We start from the raw sequence: 17,439 nt of genomic DNA on the forward strand, positions 1-17,439 counted from the left end.
GGCCGTGGTCTTAATGGCCACGGCCGGAAACGTGAACCTGCAATGATTGAGGCGAAGAATTGTCCAGAACGACCCATATGCGCATAGGTTTCGCGGCCATCGCGTTTTCTCTGTTTCTGTTTGTTTTCGCAATTCCATACGGTGTGTCCAGCCCGGGTTCTGTGAGCAACGTCGTACTTTCGCCGAAATTCTGGCCATTGGTTCTGGCTGCCATTCTGGCGGCAGGTGGCGTCGGAATGATCCTGACCTCCCGCAACCTTGACGACGACAAATTCGAAGGATTTCTGGGGGGTGTAAAAGGGTCTGTCCTGCGATTGACCCTCATGGCGGTTCTGATGGCCGGCTATCTGAAGCTGGTCCCGGTTCTTGGAATGGTCTGGACGTCGATGATTGCGTTCGTCCTTCTGGCATTGCTGATCAAAACCGACCACCGCGTACATGCCTTGATCGCCGGTATTGCGGTTCCGTTGCTTCTGTACGCTTTCTTTGCTCACGTGGCGGGCATCGCGATCCCGCAAGGTGAATTTGTGAGGTTGCCATGAGCCTGATCGAAAACATCGAAGCCGGATTTGCCGTTGTCGCGAATTTCGAGGCCATTCTTGCGCTGATTATTGGCGTCGCTGTGGGCACGGTCGCGGGCGCCATTCCAGGGCTGTCAGCGACCATGGCCGTGGCCCTTACGCTGCCGTTCACGTTCGCGATGGAACCGATTACGGGCATTCTGCTGCTTCTGGGCGTTTACAAGGGCGGGATTTTTGGTGGATCTATCCCGGCAATCCTGATCAAGACGCCTGGCACGCCGGCCTCCAGCGCTACGATCCTGGATGGATATCCTATGGCGGAGCGTGGCGAAGCCGGGCGCGCGCTGACAATGGCGCTATATGCGTCCTGTACAGCGGACATGTTTTCCAATCTCGCGCTGATCCTATTCGCCGGTTGGCTGGCATCCTTTGCCCTCAGCTTTGGGCCGCCAGAGTTTTTCACGTTGATATTGTTTTCTCTGACGATCATCGCGGGCGTTTCCGGAGACAGTCTGCTCAAAGGGTTGATATCAGCGATTCTGGGGCTGCTGCTTGCAACTGTGGGTCTGGATTTGGTCTATGGAACCAACCGATTTAACTTCAACGACCCGAACCTGATGGGCGGATTGAATTTCATTGCGGTTCTGATTGGCCTTTTCGCAATACCAGAAATCCTGTCCATGGTTTGGGATCCGCATGGCACGGATAAAAATGTCCGCAGCCTGGGCAGGAACAAGGTGAGCTTTTCGGAGTACCGGAGGTGTTTCAAGACGATCCTCCGGGGCAGCGCTATCGGAGCCTTCCTGGGTTCGATCCCTGGGATCGGCGCGGCACCATCGGCCTTTCTGTCGTATAGCGAAGCGCGCCGGACCTCGCCCAACAAAGAAAATTTCGGCAAAGGCGAAATCGAAGGTGTAGCTGCATCCGAGGCCGGCAACAACGGTGTTGCGGGTGCGACTCTGATCCCCTTGCTGGCGCTGGGAATCCCCGGTGATGTGATCACGGCCATCATAATCGGCGCATTTATGATCCACGGATTGCAACCCGGGCCGACAATGTTCGTGGTGAATTCGGACATTATCTACGGCTTGTTTGTTGGGCTGATCGTAAGTTCGATTGCGTTGTTCTTTATCGGCGGGGCGGCCATTCGCATCTTCCAATACGTCGCCGACATTCCACGTGGAATCCTATTTCCGCTGGTGTTCATTCTGTGCGTCTACGGGTGTTACGCGGTCAACAACAATCTCTTCGATGTTGGTGTGATGTTTGCCATCGGTTGGCTTGGTTTTATCATGTTACGCATAGACCTTCCCGCGGCGCCATTTCTGATTGCTTTCATCCTTGGCCCATTGCTGGAGGACAATTTCCGGCAGGCCATGCTTATGTCCGGAAGTGCGCCCGAGATACTGTTCCGGGGGCCGATTACATGGTTCTTCTGGGGCCTGACCGCCATCACTGCCTTTGCAATCGTGCGAGCTGGTATTCGTTCCACAAAATCGAACCGGACTCTTCACACTGACAATCAGGAGTAGCCTATTGGCAACCACTGCGGGTTCTGTCGCAAACTATCTTGGCTTGATCGCCTAAGTTACATTGATCGACACGAAGTTTTGATAAGTCGATGAAGCAGGTTTCCAAAATGGTATCCTTCAAGGGTTGCCAGTTTCCGCGGCATGCCATTCTCCACGCGGACTGTATTTATCTGAGGTATTCGGTTTCCTTACGAGAATTGGAGGAGATTCTGGGCAGACGCGGTATTGCTGTAAATCACACGGCACTCGGTAGATCGGTAGCGACGTTCTCACCTTAGGTCGCTGTCCCGGGCGCAAGAAAAGAAAGAAGCCCTGCGCTCATCCCTGGCGAATGGATGAGACCCATCTCAAAGTTTGCGGCCATTGGATATATCTCTATCAGGTGGTTGTTCTTGATGAGTCTACTCTTGATTTCATGCTGTCGGGCCGACGCGACTCCTCAGCGGCAATGCAATTCTTTGGGAAAGCAATGGCCAACAATGGCATTCCATTGCGGATTGTGATCGACAAGAGCGGGGCAAATGGCGCCGGTTTCAAGGTCATCATAATACTGCGGAAGCGCTTTGGCTGCCTTGCCAAGATCACTACCGTGAAATCCAAGCGCCTCAACGATTGAATCTAGCGAGAACCTCGGTTTACCAAAACGACGAACGCCCCCAAAGCTTGGGTTCAAGCCCGTAATTTCAGCTTCGGCTACATTTGAAGGTATCGAGGTAGCTCAGATGATCAGAAAGAAACAATTTTGATCTGAAGGGTGATGGCTACGCACAGTTTGCGGTCCTCACAGGATAACAGTGTCTGGTCGATTGGATGCTTTTCGGCTGACTAAAAGCCTGCGACAAAGCCCGGTCTATACCTTCTGAAACCGCGAAATGACGTGTTCTGAACCACAGAGTATCAAACAGTTATGGTTGTTCGAGCTCCTTGGTATCCGTAGATTGACTGGTGTAGGGCTAGCTTTGGAAACTCGAAACGTGTTGGTACTTCTTCTGGCGAATGGCAAATGAATGAACCGCGTCCAGGTCCGGATCAGAATTCAGAGATGGATTTTGAGCAAATCGTTAGGGATAATCTCGCCTGGATGCTTGCTGTCGCCCAGCGGATTCTGAAGGATAGATCCTTGTCAGAAGACGCGGTTCAAGTGGCGTTCTCTAAGATATACCGAAACCTGGACGGGTTCGAAGGCAGATCGAGCCTCAAGACATGGATGCACCGGTTCGTAGTGAATGAGGCCTTAATGGTGCTGCGAAAGCAAAAGCGCATCAACGAACAACCGATTGATCCACTGCTTCCCGAGTTTGATCGCAACGGGTGTCGTGTGGATGATCCGTTCAAGCTTCCAAAGACGTCCGAGGACCACCTGCAATCGCGCCAAGTGCGGGAAATCCTGAAAGAGAAGATTGATGCTTTGCCAGACCAATACCGTATCGTTCTTATACTTCGAGATATCGAAGAAATGTCGACAAGCGAAGTCGCGAAAGCGCTTGAATTAAGCGAGGCGAACGTGAAAGTGCGGCTGCATCGTGCACGGGCCGCCCTGAAGAAACTCCTGGAACCGATGATGCGAAGAGGTGCTCTATGAAGAAAACCGCGCAAACGCTGAAGCGCCGGATGCACGGCGTGATGTTCAGGTTTCCTGGGATGATTACCTGCAACGAGTTTGAGGACTTCATCCTCGCGTATCTCGAAGACGAGTTGCCGCCGACAAAAAAACGCGTGTTCGAGCTGCATCTGCGGGTCTGCCGTTCCTGCCAGCTCTATCTTGCCGCCTACAAACGCACGCTGGCGGCAACAAAGGCTTCCCGGGAGGACTTTGACGAACTCGAAGCATCCGTACCCGAAGATTTGATTGCCGCGATACTGGCCGCAAAGGGAAGCTGACCCGCAAAGGTTTGTAACCTTTTGGTCGCCACCGGCATCCATATCCCTGCAATTGTGCTGTATAACGGGGGAAAGATGTGGAAGCGCAGGTTGAGAGGTGGGAAGGCTTGTGTCGCTGCATTTGCCTTTGGGCTGAATGCTTCATGTGTCGGGCCCAATACCTTGGTAGAGACTCCAAATATCTACACCACACCGGCGTCTTACCCAGCGGAAAAGGTGCCACCCGTCAACCGCGAGCCTGCAGCCGAATTGCTTTACGTTACCGACCGGTTTCGCGCCAACGATGAGAGTTACGGTTCCGAACGGTCTCAGTCCATGGTCGCCGGAATAGTTCGTGTGGGTTTCGGCGAGCGCACAAGTTGGGAGAACCTTGCAGCTGCCAGTAGCACGCAAGATCGCGCAAAACCCATCCACCTAAACGTCGCCGATATTCAGGAACAAGTGCGGTTTCCTGCGACGCCGCTTCCTTTTCGGCTGAACGGTCATAAGCCGGTTGTCATTGCTGAAGCGCGGCGTGCCTACGACCGCACCATACAGTCATTTCAGGCGCTTGTTCGTAAACGCCTGAAACAATCGGGCAGCAATGAGCTTCTGCTCTTGATACATGGGGTGAACACGGATTTCGAAGCTGGTGCGGTATCCCTTGCCGATGTCTGGCATTTCACCGGCCGGCGCAGCGTTCCCATCCTGTATTCGTGGCCATCGGGCCGCGGAGGTCTGTTCGGCTATTTCACTGACCGGGAATCCGGAGAGTTCACGATATTCCACCTGAAGGAGACATTACGGATGCTGCGCGCGATGCCAGAAGTGAAGCGGCTGCACATCATCGCGCACAGCCGCGGAACGGATGTCACAACCACGGCCCTTCGCGAACTGGTGATCGAGGCGCGCGCGTCCGGACGCGATCCACGCAAGACCATCAAGGTCGAAAATCTGATACTCGCAGCCCCGGATCTCGACTTTGGAGTGGTCAGCCAACGGCTGATTGCTGAGCAGTTCGGCCCCGCCATCGGGCAGATAACCATCTATACAAACCGACGCGACCGTGCACTTGGCTTGTCGCAGAGCCTGATGGCAGGTGTCCGGTTCGGCCGTTTGGAGGGCGAAGAGGTCGGACAGACGGAAAGCGAGATATTCGCTAACGTACGCAATGTGCATTTCATTGATGTCAAAGGTGCCTCGGATCTGCTTGGACACACTTATTATCGCGACAATCCCGCAGTTTTGTCAGACGTCGCCCTTTTGATCGGAACCGGCGCTGAACCGGGCAGCGAGACGCGCCCGCTGATTTTCAGGCAAAAGAACTTCTGGGAAATCCCCAAAGCGTATCCTGCCGTTCGGGCGGAACAGGTCCCGGCTGCCCGTTGATTGAAACCTCAGGGCATGTGTCCGGGGCAAAAAATGTCCCAACCGCTGTAACGCAGTGACGCGCGGCAGCATCCAAGACGGCAACCGGGTCCGTTTTTCATCCCCGGTACAGGAAGCTGTGGAGGACAGAGCTTGTCAGGATTGATCATCGTCTGTTTCGTCACGGCGACTTATTGCCTACTGGCTGTCCGCCTGTCGCGCACGATTCTGACTGCGCCGATGCTGTTTCTGGCGATGGGTGTGGGTCTGTCGGAAACCGGGCTATTGCCGGCGGAGGGGATCGAGGAGCTTCTGCATCCGGTTGCCGAAGTCGCCCTGATCATTCTGCTGTTTCTCGATGCTGCCCAAACTAATCTCGGTTCGCTTAAGAAAAGGCACATCTGGCCGCAGCGGATGTTGCTGTTGGGGCTACCGCTGGCAATCCTGATCGGGGCTTTGGCGGCTTGGGCAATTGTCCCGGGATGGTCGTTTTTGATGGCGGCGCTTGCTGCAGCGATTTTGTCACCGACCGACGCTGCACTGGGACAGCCTGTGGTCACCAACCCGGATGTCCCCCTGCGTCCGCGTCGGGCACTGATCGTTGAGAGCGGGTTGAACGACGGGCTTGCCCTTCCGGCGATCCTGTTATTGGCTGCGGTGGTCGCGCATGACATGACCCACAGCTCGACGGATTGGTTACTGTTCGTCACGAAACAAGTCGTGTTGGGTCCGCTCGCCGGTGCGGCTATAGGTCTTGCCGGAGGTTGGGCGCTTTTGCAGGCTAAAAGCCTGTCCTCGACCTCGGATGCTTATGAAGGGGTCGCTGCGATTGCGATGGCTGGCGCGGCATACCTTCTGGCCGGGCTTGTCGGCGGAAACGGATTTATTTCGGCCTTTGCCGCCGGGCTGTGCTTTGGCAACATCGTCAAAGGTCGGTGCAAATTCGTCTACGAATTCACAGAAGGCGACGGGCAAATCTTGGCCTGGGCCGCTTTTTTGCTGATTGGCGCAGGGCTTGTGCCCGAGGCGGTGGCGCATCTGACCTGGCCCATGATGGGCCTGATCCTTGCCAGCCTTTTTGTTGTGCGGCCACTGGCCATCTGGTTGTCATTGATTGGAACCGACGCTTCCTCAGTCACGCGGCTATTTTTTGGATGGTTCGGGCCGCGGGGTCTGGCGACCGCGCTGTTTGCGCTGCTGGTGCTGGAAACGCTGCCGCCTGAATTTGAAGACCACATTCTGCATCTGGCGATCAATACAGTCTGGATCAGCGCCGTGTTGCATGGGGTCACTGCAGCCACTGCCGCGCGCTGGTACGGCCGGATGATTGCAGCACGCGGTGATTGTCCGGAAACACGGCCCGAGGCCGATACCGGAAAACCGATAAAAACCGGAACCTGAACACCACTCACCCAACGCCAGCCCAACAGCAAGTACAGGGAGAAACTCATGAACAAAGTATCAGTCGCCAATCTGGACGACCTGCCGGACCGAAAGCCCAAATACGCCCTGGTGGGCGAGGTCGATCTGGTCGTCGTGCGATTTGATGAGGAGGTGTCGGTATTCTACGGGCGCTGCCTGCATCGCGGGGCGTTGATGGCGGACGGGTTCGTGCGCGGCAACAACTTGATCTGCGGTGTGCACTATTGGGATTATCGGGTCGACAGCGGCGTGTCGGAATATGCCAATGACGAAGCATTGCCGAAATTTCAGTCCTGGGTCGAAAACGGCGAGGTCTGGGTTGATGAGGATGAAATCAATACCTGGGCGCAGGAAAACCCGCAGCCCTTCAAGCGGGACCAGTATCTGGGGCTCTATACCGATACCAGCCACGGCACCGAGGAAGAGCCCTATAACGGGCTGATCCAGCAATATGCCAAACAGGGGCTGACGAAGACCGGTCATCACGGTGCGGTGGAATCCATGGGGGTGCCGCGCACGCAACTGCCCGACTGGGACGATATCCAGATCCTGACCGCGCAGTTGCACAAAGCCCCGTTGCTGGATGACGACCCGGTTGGAACCGAAGTCGTTATCGGGCCTAACGCCAAGAAACCGCTAAAGTTGAAAATCCCGCTTTTCGTCTCTGACATGAGCTTTGGTGCGCTGTCGGAAACCGCCAAGGTCGCGCTGGCCATGGGGGCGGAAATGGCCGGAACCGGGATCTGTTCGGGTGAAGGCGGCATGCTGCCTGATGAACAGGCCGCCAACAGCCGGTATTTCTACGAGTTGGCCTCGGCCCGGTTCGGGTTTTCCTGGGATAAGCTGCAAAATGTTCAGGCGTTCCATTTCAAAGGCGGGCAGGGGGCCAAGACCGGAACAGGTGGCCATCTTCCCGGCAACAAGGTCAAAGGAAAAATCGCCGAAGTGCGTGGCCTTGAACCCGGCCAGAGCGCAATTTCGCCGCCTCGGTTTCCAGAGTGGACTGAACCGGCCCAGATCCGGGAATTTGCCGATGAGGTGCGCGAGCGCACCGGAGGCATTCCGATCGGTTACAAGCTGTCGGCCCAGCATATCGAAAAGGATATCGAGGTCGCGCTGGAGGTGGGCGTCGACTATATCATCCTCGATGGCCGGGGAGGCGGCACTGGGGCGGCACCGATCATCTTCCGCGACAATATCTCGGTTCCCACCATCCCGGCGCTGGCACGGGCACGGGCGCATCTTGATTGGCTGGACCGCCGCGATGTGACGCTTGTCATCACCGGGGGCCTGCGGAAACCGGCGGATTTCATCAAGGCCCTGGCGCTGGGTGCAGATGCGATTGCGGTGTCCAACGCGGCCATGCAATCGATCGGCTGCATTGCCATGCGCGCCTGCCACACCAACAATTGTCCCGTCGGCATCGCGACGCAGAAACCGCACCTTGTCAGCCGGTTGGTGGCGGAAAAGTCGGCCAGACAACTGGCAAACTTTTTTGAGGCCTCGGTCGAGTTGATGCAGGTGATGGCCCGCGCCTGCGGTCACGATCACCTGTCGGGTTTCAACATCGACGATCTGACCGCCTGGAAGCGCGACCTAGCTGATCTGTCAGGCGTATCATACGGAGGCATGAAATGAGCGCCCCGGATGTCATAATCGCAGCTGTGCGATGGTGGTTCATCGCCGGGGGCGTGGTCGCCGCATTCTTTCTGACGATCGGAATCGACCGAATAGACGACGATGCACGAGGGGCCTGCGTGTTTCGCCCGTTGCTGGTGCCCGGTGTTCTTTTGATTTGGCCTTTGGTTCTGTGGCGTTATTGGGTTTTGGCATCCGGTCGCGCGCAAGAAACGAGACGTTTTCGCGTCGTCCGCGCGGCTCATGGCAAGGTTGCTGTCCTCCTTGCCGTGGTGATCCTGCTGATCGTCGGGTTGGGTCTGAGCATGCGTCAAAGCTGGCCGGCCGATTACATACCCGTACGTATTTCTGAGGCAGGGGGGGAAGGGTAGTGAGCGTCAAATACATCCCCGTTCAGTGGAATCGGAACAAGTGGATCTATGACGGTATCCTGCTGACTGGTGTTGCCACTTTCTTGTGGCTGTTTCTGAATGTCAGCCCCGCTTTGCTGGATCATGAACGCCAGATCAACCCGCAGATTCAAAACGCCCGTGCATTTGGAGCCTGCGCCTTTCTGATGCTCAGCGTGATCATGTGCCTAGGGCCTTTGGCGCGGCTGGACCGACGGTTTTTGCCACTTCTCTACAACCGGCGCCATTTCGGGGTGATGACAGCCGCCGTTGCCCTGACCCATGCGGGATACGTACTCAACTGGTATTTTGCGTTTTCGAATACCGGCAAATACCAAGCCCTGCTGTCTGCCAATACCAGCTATGGGCAGATCGTCGGTTTCCCGTTCGAGATTTTTGGCGTCTTCGCATTGATCTGCCTTTTGATTCTGGCCGCGACCAGTCATGATTTCTGGCTCAAGTTTCTAACTGCGCCGGTGTGGAAGCGTCTGCACTACTTGATCTATCCGGCATATGTGGCCGTAGTGGCGCATGTCAGCCTTGGTGTCTTGCAGGATCAGCAGAATCCCCTGTTCCCGGGTATCTTCCTAGTCTCTGCCCTGACCGTCGCCGTTTTGCATCTGTTGGCCTATCAGCACGAACGCCGAAACGGCGATGCCGTGGCTGCACTGGTTTCGGACGGCTGGGTTAAGATCTGTAATGCGTCCGAAATCCCGGAAGGCCGGGCAAGGATCGGAGTGCTGCCAAACGGGGATCGCGTTGCGATATTCCGGCATGAGGGTAAATTGTCTGCCATTTCAAATGCCTGCGCACATCAAAACGGCCCGTTGGGAGAGGGCCGGATCATCAACTGCCTCGTGACCTGCCCGTGGCACGGGTTCCAGTACCGCGTTACCGATGGGCAATCTCCCGCGCCCTTTACCGAGAAAGTGCCGACCTATCGGATCACCGTAAAGGACGGTGCGGTCTTGGTTGACCCCGAGGCCAATCCCCCCGGCACATTTGTCGAACCTGCGGAGGTCGCGTAATGTCGGACAAGAAACAAGCTCCCTTCTTTGTTGGCTACCTGAAGGCCCCTAAGCAGCTGCGCCCGTTCCTGTTGGCAGCAGGTGCCGTACTCGTGGCTTTTCTGGCAGCGGCCGGGCTGAGCATCGGGGCCACGCAGGATGACCCCGGCCAGGGCGCGTTCCGGTTCGATTATGGACGGCAAACGGTGACTGGCGTGATCGAATTGCTGCCCTATCCGATCCTGCGGGTGACCGAAGGCAACGACAGGATCAAGGCGGGACATACGCTCATGCTGTCGGCACAGGGCAAATTCAGTCTTTTGAACAGAGTGTCCGGTCTGGATGGCAAGCTGGTGACGGTGTCCGGTATCATCCTGCAACGCGGAACGCTGGACATGATGCAACTCGCGGGTGGCGAACGGGGGTTGAAGCCCGCAAACGGATTTACGCCACCGCAAACGTCTGAATCTTTGGGGCGTTGGCGTCTGGCTGGCGAAATCTGCGATGGCAAGTGCCTTGCCGGGGCAATGCGACCGGGGCGGGGCATCGCGCACAAGGCCTGTGCCAACCTTTGCTTGCTGGGGGATATCCCGCCGGTCTTTGTTTCGACAAACCCCGTGGAAGGATCTGAGTTCCTGATGGTTGTCGAACAGAATGGCGGGACGTTGCCGGACACGATCTATGATTATGTAGCCAAGTACATTTCGGTTGAAGGCGAAGTCACTCGTCATGGCGATTTGTTGGTTCTCAAGATGGATTCCGGCACGGTTGAGGTGGTGAAATGAGGTGGCGTGTCATCTGGATGGTGGTCACAGTGCTTGTCGCTGTCACGCTGCTCTATCTCTCGCGGTTCTGGGTATTCGAGCTTTGGTCGCGCGATGGCCTGCTTGGAATAAAGGAGCTTCGCCCGCAAGGAGGCCTTCTGGCGCGCTGGTTGCAAGGAACGGCCTTCGCTCCGTTTGAGCTGCTGATCTGGATTGTGGCTGGCTTTCTCATCCTCACCGGGTTGCAGAAAATCTACGACCGGGCGGGCGACAAAGATGACTGACACGACACGCGCGGCAACCGCCTCGCGCCAAGCAAACTGACAAGGAGAATACGATGCCCGATCAGGAACTGGACTGGATTTCAGTGGGCCATGTTGACGACCTGCCGGAAGGACGGGTCAAGACCGTTACCGCACGCACAACGTCGCTCTGCCTTGTTCATTTCGATGGCCAGTGGACGGCCATGGACAACCGCTGTCCGCATCAGAACGGGCCGCTGGGTGAAGGCTCGATCGAAAAGGGCGTGGAAGGCAAGTGCTGGTTGCGCTGCCCCTGGCATGGTTGGGATTTCGATCCGCTGACCGGTGCCCCACCCGGCGGCCACGAAGATACCGGACAAAAGACGTTTCGGGTCGAGCTGCGGAACGGCGAGATATTTGTCGGCCTGGAGCCCGAGCCACCGCGTGAGCGGACTGTAACTGATGTCATGGTCGAGACGTTGACGAACTGGGGGCTGCAGTCGGTTTTCGGTATGGTGGGCCATTCCAATCTTGGCCTCTCGGATGCGATCCGGCTGGCCGTGGCGGCTGGCAGGCTGCACTATTACGGCATTCGCCACGAGGGGGCCGCCGCCTTTGCCGCATCGGCCTATGGTAAGCTGACCGGCAAACCCGCCGCCTGCCTGACGATCGCGGGGCCCGGGGCCACCAACCTGATCACCGGTATGTGGGACGCCAAGGTGGATCGCGCTCCGGTCTTGGCCCTGACGGGGCAGGTTCAGACTCAGGTCATGGGCCCCGGCGCGTTTCAGGATATCGACCTGCGGTCGGCCTTTCAGGCAGTTGCCCGTTTCTCGCAACCGGTTCTGGGCAGTTCGAACCACGCTGAGCTGGCTGCGCTGGCCTGCAAGAACGCGATTGTAGAACAGGATGTCGCGCATCTGATCTTCCCCGACGACGTGCAAACCAAGCCGTCGGACCAGCCTGCAGCCCAGCCTGCGGGCCGGTTGACCCACGCTGCCATTTCTCCTGACCCCCAGGATCTGAAAATGGCCGCTCAGATGATCGCAGAGGCCCGCCGCCCGATCATCATCGTGGGTCACGGGGCCTTCGGCGTGCGCGACCGGGTGGCGGAACTGGCGGAACGGCTGGGCGCGCCGGTTCTGACCACCTTCAAGGCCAAGGGTCTGGTACCTGACGACCACCCCAACGCCGCAGGTGTTCTGGGGCGTTCCGGTACACCGATCGCAAGCTGGTTCATGAACGAGGCGGATCTGATCATCGCACTTGGAACCAGCTTTTCCAACCACACCGGTATTGCGCCTTCGAAACGGATCATTCAGGTGGATTACGACCGGATGCAACTGGGCAAGTTCCACCCGGTGTCTCTACCTGTCTGGGGTGACGTGGGTGCGTTTTGTGCGGCAATCGAGGATCGCGCAACGCGCAATCCCGAGGCGCCGGACCAGATTGCCGAACTGGCGGACCGCTGGCGCATCTGGCGGGCCGAAAAGCAAAGCAGACTGGCCGAGATGCGAGAGGGTGGTGGCCTGCACTCCTTCGCCATTTTCGACGCTCTGTCGACCCTTGCGCCAAAGGATGCGATCTTTGCCGTCGATGTGGGCAACAACACCTACTCTTTCGGACGCTACCTTGAGACCAAGGGCACGCAACGGGTGTTGATGTCGGGGTATCTGGGTTCGATCGGTTTCGGCTTTCCAGCCGCGATGGGGGCCTGGGCCGCCACTCAGGACATCGAGGCACTCAATGGGCGCAAGGTGATTTCGGTATCGGGCGATGGTGGCTTTGGCCAGTACCCGATGGATTTCACCACAGCGGTCAAATACGGCATGGATATCACCCATATCCTTCTGCACAACGGTGAGCTGGGAAAAATCTCGAAAGAACAGCGGGCCGGCGAGTGGCCGGTCTGGGAGACCAATCTGGTAGACCCCTCCTTCGCAGCCTTTGCCCGCCTGTGCGGCGGTCACGGTAACAAGATAACCGGCGCCGAAGATATCGAAGTCGCAATTGGCGCGGCTCTCGATGTCAAAGGACCGTCTCTGGTTGAATTCATGACCGACGCCGACTTGGTCTGACAACAGGTCTCTTTGTCGGATAGGCATCTGGCAAAAAGCTCTGAAATACACTCAATCAAGGGTGGATCCAAACCCGGAGGCCTAAAATGATCGCTGCACTGACCTTGCTACTTCTGCTGGCCCTGTCAATGTCCGTTGTACGGGTCGGCAGCACGGCCCTGAGGCTAACAGGAATGGAACAGAACGCGGCCCGATTCCAAGCCCTTTCAGCCTTTTCGGGCACCGGCTTCACAACCTCGGAATCCGAAGAACTGATGCGTCATCCCATGCGTCGCAAGGTCTTGGTATTGCTTATAATCATCGGCAACCTCGGTGTTGTGACAGTTCTGTCCACCGTTGTTCTCGGACTGCTACGTGCGGATGACGGATCAGAAACTCTGACAATATTCTATATGGCGTTGGCTGTTATGGTGATCTGCTTTCTTGCTGTTAGCAAACGGCTCGATCAATCCATGTGTGCTCTCGTCGAAAAAGGACTTGTGCTGCTTGGATTGGACCACGGTGCCGGCTCTGTACTCATCGTAGAAATGCCCAGCGGCGACCAACTGATCGAACACCGCTTTCCCGGCACCGAGACTGTCTCGCTGAAGACAGTCAGTATTGCCTTTCCAGAATTAACAATCCTGCGGATTAACGGGGCTGAGCCGTCTGGAAAAGCAAGAATAAGTCCCGGTGACGTCTTACTGTGCTTTGCGCATCGTTCGATCCTCGCAGGTCTCTCAGGCAAGATGGTCGATTTGTAGCACGCCGGTAGCGAGCGGCATCCAAAAGCGATGATTGCGGAAATGCGGTACCGCCAAGTTGTTGGCGTGGCGGTATGATGTTGCGGTGAGTTGATAGCGGCCAGGGCGGAAGACCAGGTTGATCAGGTCATGTGCGGATAGAAACCACTGAGCCTGCCGGTGAGATTTGAACCGGCCGACCCGAAAGCGAGAAAAGATGATGGGTCGGTTCAAGTCACCACGCCAGGCGCAACGATTTCGCGTCGCCCACGACCAAATCAGTACGATCTTTCGTCCCCGCCGCTATCGCCTTTCCGCTCTCTCCTACCGCCATGCCAGAGCCGACGCGTTCAAGCTGTGGGAAGGTTATGCTGCGGAACTATCGGCCTGATTGTGCGGTCTCACGCATATTCCATTCCATGTCAGATAACGTGGCAATGCCCTAAATACTATTAGTTGGGCTGCTTAAATGCCTAGACCCTAACCTGTGTGCTTTTGCAGGCGAATCAATGGTTCAGGGATCGTTTACAGCCGAATTGAGTTTCTCCATGGCTTGCCGGATTGCGATCTGGAATATTTGGGCCTGTGGTGTGGGCGCGGACTCCGCGCGCTGCATCAATCCGACAGCGCCTTTTGTCACGCTGGTATCAAACGGAAGCACCACCAGCCGCCCGTCCGCGATCTCGTTTGCGACGACACCTGCTGAAATGATCCAGATCGCATCGGATTGACGGGTGTAAATCCGCCCGAACGCGCCAGAAACCGTTTCCAGCTTGTTCGGGATATCTCCGATCCCGTTGCTGATCAGATATCGATCCACAAGTGGCCGGATGGCCGAGCCTTCTGGCGGAAAGATGACTTTCCATTGCGAAATCCGTTGCAGTTCCGGTTTCTTGAGCAGCGGGTGTCCCGCGCGCACCACAAACTCGACCTTCTCCTCATAAAGTTGAGTAAACGAAATCCCCTGCATGGTATCCGGACGTCCCAATCGACCGATCACAAGATCCAGTCCGCCGACCCGAAGCCGCTCCATCAAATGACCGTGCGAGCCGTCCAAAATTCGCAGCTCGGTATTTGGTGCAAGTTCTTCGAATTCCCTGGCCACCGTCGGCATCAAACGTGCAGCCACCGAAGGCAATGCGCCAACCGTCAACCGGACTTTTCCCGTTGAGCCGATTTGTTCTATCCCCGTCAACGCCTGCTGCAAAGAAGCCAGGGACATTTCCGCAAAATGCAGGAATACTTCTCCCTGCTTAGTCAGGAATACGCCGGAACGGTTGCGGATCAGTAGTTCTGCGCTCAAAATATCCTCCAATTCCTTGAGAGTTTTTGAAATCGCAGGCTGGGTCAGAAACAGCTTCTCGGCTGCCTTTTTCAGGCTTTTCTGGCGACATATTTCGACAAAACACTGAATGTGGCGGAACTTGATACGGCGGTCGATCATTTAGTTTCCTAATTAGGTATCTAAGTTGCACGATATGTCATTTTACTTAGCGGATATTGGCAATCAATATAAGACTGAACATCAGTTAGAGGACGGAATCATGCGCACTCAGGTTGCAATCATCGGCGGAGGTCCTTCGGGTCTGTTGCTCAGCCAGCTTCTGCACCGCAAAGGCATCGACACTGTCGTTCTGGAGCGCAAAACGCGGGAGTATGTGCTGGGTCGCATCCGTGCGGGCATACTTGAGGTTGGATTTGTCGAGTTGATGCGCGAGGCCGGAGTATCGGAGCGGATGGACAAGGAGTGCTTTGTTCATGATGGCACTGTCGTTTCTTTCGGCAACGAACAGTTTGACATCAATTTCAAGGACCTGACCGGATCGCATGTGGTAGTCTATGGTCAAACCGAGGTAACCCGCGACCTGTATGACGCACGCGAAGCGATGGGCGGCAACATCGTATTTAACACGGAAAATGTGGTTATACACGATGCCGACAGCGACGCACCTTACGTGACTTACACCGTGGATGGCACCGAACACCGGATCGACTGTGATTACGTTGCGGGTTGCGACGGGTTCCACGGGGTCAGCCGTCAGACAATCCCACTGACTGTGCGCAGGGAATATGAAAAACTGTATCCGTTCGGCTGGCTCGGCATCCTGTCGGAAACACCGCCGGTGCATGACGAACTGATCTATTCCAGCTCCGAGCGAGGTTTTGCTCTGTGCTCGATGCGCAACGACAATCTGAGCCGCTATTACATCCAGTGCTCGCTGTCGGACAGCCCAGAAGACTGGACCGACCACGCCTTCTGGACCGAACTAAAGCGGCGTATCCCCGAAGAGGCCGCCGAGCGTCTGGTTACCGGCCCGTCGATCGAGAAATCCATTGCGCCGCTGCGCTCTTTCGTGACCGAACCGATGCGCTGGGGTCGGTTGTTCCTGTGTGGCGATGCCGCCCATATCGTGCCACCGACCGGTGCCAAAGGGTTGAACACCGCCGCAAGCGACATTCACTATCTCTATAACGGGCTGGTACAATTCTATCAGGATGGCAACAGCGACGGCATCGACCAGTACTCGGAAAAGGCGTTGGCGCGCATCTGGAAGGCCGAGCGGTTCAGCTGGTGGATGACTAACCTGCTGCATCGCTTTCCTGATCAAAGCGCCTTCGATCTGAAGATGCAGCGCGCTGATATTGAATTCCTGCGCTCCAACCGCGACGCACAGAGCGTCATGGCGCAGAACTATGTAGGTCTGCCCTACTGATGCAGGTGGCCACGCTCGATAATGTGCAGTTGCACTGGCGTGAGGATGGCGACGCGGATGGCTTCCCAGTTGTGTTCGCCAATTCGCTGGGCACCGATCTTCGGCTGTGGGACAAGGTTGTTCCGCTGCTGCCGCGCGGCTTGCGGCTGATCCGGTTTGACATGCGGGGGCATGGCCTCTCGTCCTGCCCGCCTGATCCATACACGCTGGAAGACCTTGCCGACGACACCGAACAATTGCTGAATCTATTGGAAATCGAGACATGCGCCTTTGTGGGCCTTTCTATCGGTGGCATGATCGGTCAGATTCTGGCAGCGCGGCGACCCGGCCTGATCCGTGCGATGGTACTGTCGAATACCGGCGCGCAAATGGGAACAGCGCAGATGTGGACCGACCGGATCGCCGCCATCGAGGCAGGTGGTATCACCGCTCTGGCCGATCCGATTATGGAGCGATGGTTCGCTCCGGCGTTTCGACAGTCGGAAGAGGCCGCGGTTTGGCGAAACATGCTGATCCGGACCCCGCATCACGGCTATCTGGGCTGCTGCCACGCCATTGCGGGAGCCGATCTGACCAAGGCGACCGCCACTCTGCGCTTGCCGGTGCTGGGTATTGGCGGAAGCGAGGACGGGGCCAGCCCGACACAGCTTGTCCAAGACACGGCGGCATTGATTCCGGGCAGCCGTTTTACCGAAATCGACGGGGTGGGCCACCTGCCTTGCGTGGAAAAACCAGAAGAATACGCCGCAATTCTAACGGCCTTCCTGAGGGATACAGTGAGATGACAGAGCGTTACGAGACCGGTATGGAAGTTCGCCGCAAGGTGCTGGGTGATACTCATGTGGACCAGGCCGAAGCCACTAGGACCGAGCTGGACACCCCGTTTCAGCAACTGATCACCGAAAGCGCATGGGGCACCGTCTGGGCCTCGGACGGGATCAGCGACCGCGAACGCTCGATGCTGACGCTTGCGCTGCTGGCCGCACTTGGCAATTTTGAGGAAATCCCGATGCATATCCGCGCAACGGCCAACACCGGCGCCAGCAAGCAGGATGTGCTGGAAGCGTTTCAGCATGTCGCCGTCTATGCCGGTGTTCCACGCGCCAACTACGCGCTGAAACTGGCCAAGCAGACATACGCCGAAATGGAACAGGACTAACACCGGAAAACGCGCACGATCCC

Annotated in this window: 18 protein-coding genes and 1 pseudogene; 18 read left to right on the top strand and 1 reads right to left on the bottom strand. The window is 56.8% G+C overall.

The genetic code is table 11. The annotated features are described in order from the left end of the window. Positions 1-59 precede the first annotated feature (59 nt). The 15 genes and pseudogenes from AC2TDA_RS16965 to AC2TDA_RS17035 all read left to right on the top strand — a co-directional run. Positions 60-542 carry a tripartite tricarboxylate transporter TctB family protein gene (locus tag AC2TDA_RS16965; protein ID WP_480879895.1) on the top strand — a complete coding sequence of 161 codons (483 nt, stop codon included), beginning with the start codon at positions 60-62 and terminating at the stop codon, positions 540-542. Further along, positions 539-2,053, top strand: coding sequence for a tripartite tricarboxylate transporter permease (locus AC2TDA_RS16970; protein ID WP_480849878.1), 1,515 nt, complete (start codon positions 539-541; stop codon positions 2,051-2,053). The genes AC2TDA_RS16965 and AC2TDA_RS16970 overlap by 4 nt, the downstream gene beginning before the upstream one ends. 331 nt (positions 2,054-2,384) lie before the next feature. Then, a complete protein-coding gene (locus tag AC2TDA_RS16975) occupies positions 2,385-2,669 on the top strand; it encodes a DDE-type integrase/transposase/recombinase (RefSeq protein WP_480879896.1) in 285 nt (94 codons plus the stop codon). 387 nt (positions 2,670-3,056) lie between these two features. Then, positions 3,057-3,635, top strand: a complete 579-nt coding sequence (locus AC2TDA_RS16980; RefSeq protein ID WP_480879898.1) for a sigma-70 family RNA polymerase sigma factor — start codon at positions 3,057-3,059, stop codon at positions 3,633-3,635. Then, positions 3,632-3,934, top strand: a complete 303-nt coding sequence (locus tag AC2TDA_RS16985; protein WP_480849872.1) for an anti-sigma factor family protein — start codon at positions 3,632-3,634, stop codon at positions 3,932-3,934. Before AC2TDA_RS16980 ends, AC2TDA_RS16985 begins: the two co-directional genes overlap by 4 nt. 162 nt (positions 3,935-4,096) lie before the next feature. Further along, a complete protein-coding gene (locus AC2TDA_RS16990) occupies positions 4,097-5,302 on the top strand; it encodes an alpha/beta hydrolase (RefSeq protein ID WP_480879899.1) in 1,206 nt (401 codons plus the stop codon). A 132-nt stretch (positions 5,303-5,434) separates the two neighbouring features. Continuing rightward, complete coding sequence (locus AC2TDA_RS16995) at positions 5,435-6,682, top strand: cation:proton antiporter domain-containing protein (protein WP_480879901.1); 1,248 nt, start codon at positions 5,435-5,437, stop codon at positions 6,680-6,682. A gap of 48 nt (positions 6,683-6,730) precedes the next feature. Next, positions 6,731-8,341, top strand: coding sequence for a glutamate synthase-related protein (locus tag AC2TDA_RS17000; protein WP_480879902.1), 1,611 nt, complete (start codon positions 6,731-6,733; stop codon positions 8,339-8,341). After that, a complete protein-coding gene (locus tag AC2TDA_RS17005; protein WP_480879903.1) occupies positions 8,338-8,712 on the top strand; it encodes a hypothetical protein in 375 nt (124 codons plus the stop codon). Before AC2TDA_RS17000 ends, AC2TDA_RS17005 begins: the two co-directional genes overlap by 4 nt. Beyond that, complete coding sequence (locus AC2TDA_RS17010; RefSeq protein WP_480879904.1) at positions 8,712-9,758, top strand: Rieske 2Fe-2S domain-containing protein; 1,047 nt, start codon at positions 8,712-8,714, stop codon at positions 9,756-9,758. The genes AC2TDA_RS17005 and AC2TDA_RS17010 overlap by 1 nt, the downstream gene beginning before the upstream one ends. Further along, a complete protein-coding gene (locus tag AC2TDA_RS17015) occupies positions 9,758-10,522 on the top strand; it encodes a hypothetical protein (RefSeq protein WP_480879905.1) in 765 nt (254 codons plus the stop codon). Before AC2TDA_RS17010 ends, AC2TDA_RS17015 begins: the two co-directional genes overlap by 1 nt. After that, positions 10,519-10,785 carry a hypothetical protein gene (locus tag AC2TDA_RS17020; protein ID WP_480879907.1) on the top strand — a complete coding sequence of 89 codons (267 nt, stop codon included), beginning with the start codon at positions 10,519-10,521 and terminating at the stop codon, positions 10,783-10,785. Before AC2TDA_RS17015 ends, AC2TDA_RS17020 begins: the two co-directional genes overlap by 4 nt. 53 nt (positions 10,786-10,838) lie before the next feature. Continuing rightward, a complete protein-coding gene (locus AC2TDA_RS17025; RefSeq protein ID WP_480879908.1) occupies positions 10,839-12,821 on the top strand; it encodes a thiamine pyrophosphate-binding protein in 1,983 nt (660 codons plus the stop codon). 86 nt (positions 12,822-12,907) lie between these two features. Then, the gene (locus AC2TDA_RS17030) at positions 12,908-13,564 is read left to right on the top strand and encodes a hypothetical protein (protein ID WP_480879909.1); all 657 of its coding nucleotides are present in this window, start codon (positions 12,908-12,910) and stop codon (positions 13,562-13,564) included. A 169-nt stretch (positions 13,565-13,733) separates the two neighbouring features. Then, positions 13,734-13,934 (top strand): annotated as a pseudogene (locus AC2TDA_RS17035) (IS6 family transposase); the annotation flags it as partial. Positions 13,935-14,057: 123 nt separating this feature from the next. Here AC2TDA_RS17035 and pcaQ read toward each other — a convergent pair. Beyond that, on the bottom strand, positions 14,058-14,987 hold the full coding sequence (pcaQ, locus tag AC2TDA_RS17040; protein ID WP_480849853.1) for a pca operon transcription factor PcaQ: 930 nt from the start codon (positions 14,985-14,987) through the stop codon (positions 14,058-14,060). Between the two features lie 100 nt (positions 14,988-15,087). On the opposite strand from pcaQ, the gene pobA reads away from it, so the two are divergent. From pobA to pcaC, 3 genes are read left to right on the top strand one after another with little or no spacing between them, the layout of a single operon-like run. Then, entirely contained in the window at positions 15,088-16,257 is a 1,170-nt protein-coding gene (gene pobA, locus AC2TDA_RS17045; protein WP_480849851.1) for a 4-hydroxybenzoate 3-monooxygenase, read from the top strand. Beyond that, on the top strand, positions 16,257-17,042 hold the full coding sequence (pcaD, locus tag AC2TDA_RS17050) for a 3-oxoadipate enol-lactonase (RefSeq protein WP_480879911.1): 786 nt from the start codon (positions 16,257-16,259) through the stop codon (positions 17,040-17,042). The genes pobA and pcaD overlap by 1 nt, the downstream gene beginning before the upstream one ends. Beyond that, a complete protein-coding gene (gene pcaC / locus AC2TDA_RS17055; protein ID WP_480879912.1) occupies positions 17,039-17,416 on the top strand; it encodes a 4-carboxymuconolactone decarboxylase in 378 nt (125 codons plus the stop codon). Before pcaD ends, pcaC begins: the two co-directional genes overlap by 4 nt. Positions 17,417-17,439 lie beyond the last annotated feature (23 nt).

The sequence above is a fragment of the Ruegeria sp. HKCCD6426 genome (assembly GCF_057221115.1).

Coding starts and splice junctions, on each gene's coding strand:
- AC2TDA_RS17005 (WP_480879903.1), top strand. CDS start 8,338: ATGAGCGCCCCGGATGTCATAATCGCAGCTGTGCGATGGTGGTTCATC.
- AC2TDA_RS16985 (WP_480849872.1), top strand. CDS start 3,632: ATGAAGAAAACCGCGCAAACGCTGAAGCGCCGGATGCACGGCGTGATG.
- AC2TDA_RS16980 (WP_480879898.1), top strand. CDS start 3,057: ATGAATGAACCGCGTCCAGGTCCGGATCAGAATTCAGAGATGGATTTT.
- AC2TDA_RS17020 (WP_480879907.1), top strand. CDS start 10,519: ATGAGGTGGCGTGTCATCTGGATGGTGGTCACAGTGCTTGTCGCTGTC.
- pcaC (WP_480879912.1), top strand. CDS start 17,039: ATGACAGAGCGTTACGAGACCGGTATGGAAGTTCGCCGCAAGGTGCTG.
- AC2TDA_RS16970 (WP_480849878.1), top strand. CDS start 539: ATGAGCCTGATCGAAAACATCGAAGCCGGATTTGCCGTTGTCGCGAAT.
- AC2TDA_RS17025 (WP_480879908.1), top strand. CDS start 10,839: ATGCCCGATCAGGAACTGGACTGGATTTCAGTGGGCCATGTTGACGAC.
- AC2TDA_RS17000 (WP_480879902.1), top strand. CDS start 6,731: ATGAACAAAGTATCAGTCGCCAATCTGGACGACCTGCCGGACCGAAAG.
- pobA (WP_480849851.1), top strand. CDS start 15,088: ATGCGCACTCAGGTTGCAATCATCGGCGGAGGTCCTTCGGGTCTGTTG.
- pcaD (WP_480879911.1), top strand. CDS start 16,257: ATGCAGGTGGCCACGCTCGATAATGTGCAGTTGCACTGGCGTGAGGAT.
- AC2TDA_RS17015 (WP_480879905.1), top strand. CDS start 9,758: ATGTCGGACAAGAAACAAGCTCCCTTCTTTGTTGGCTACCTGAAGGCC.
- AC2TDA_RS17030 (WP_480879909.1), top strand. CDS start 12,908: ATGATCGCTGCACTGACCTTGCTACTTCTGCTGGCCCTGTCAATGTCC.
- pcaQ (WP_480849853.1), bottom strand. CDS start 14,987: ATGATCGACCGCCGTATCAAGTTCCGCCACATTCAGTGTTTTGTCGAA.
- AC2TDA_RS16975 (WP_480879896.1), top strand. CDS start 2,385: ATGGATGAGACCCATCTCAAAGTTTGCGGCCATTGGATATATCTCTAT.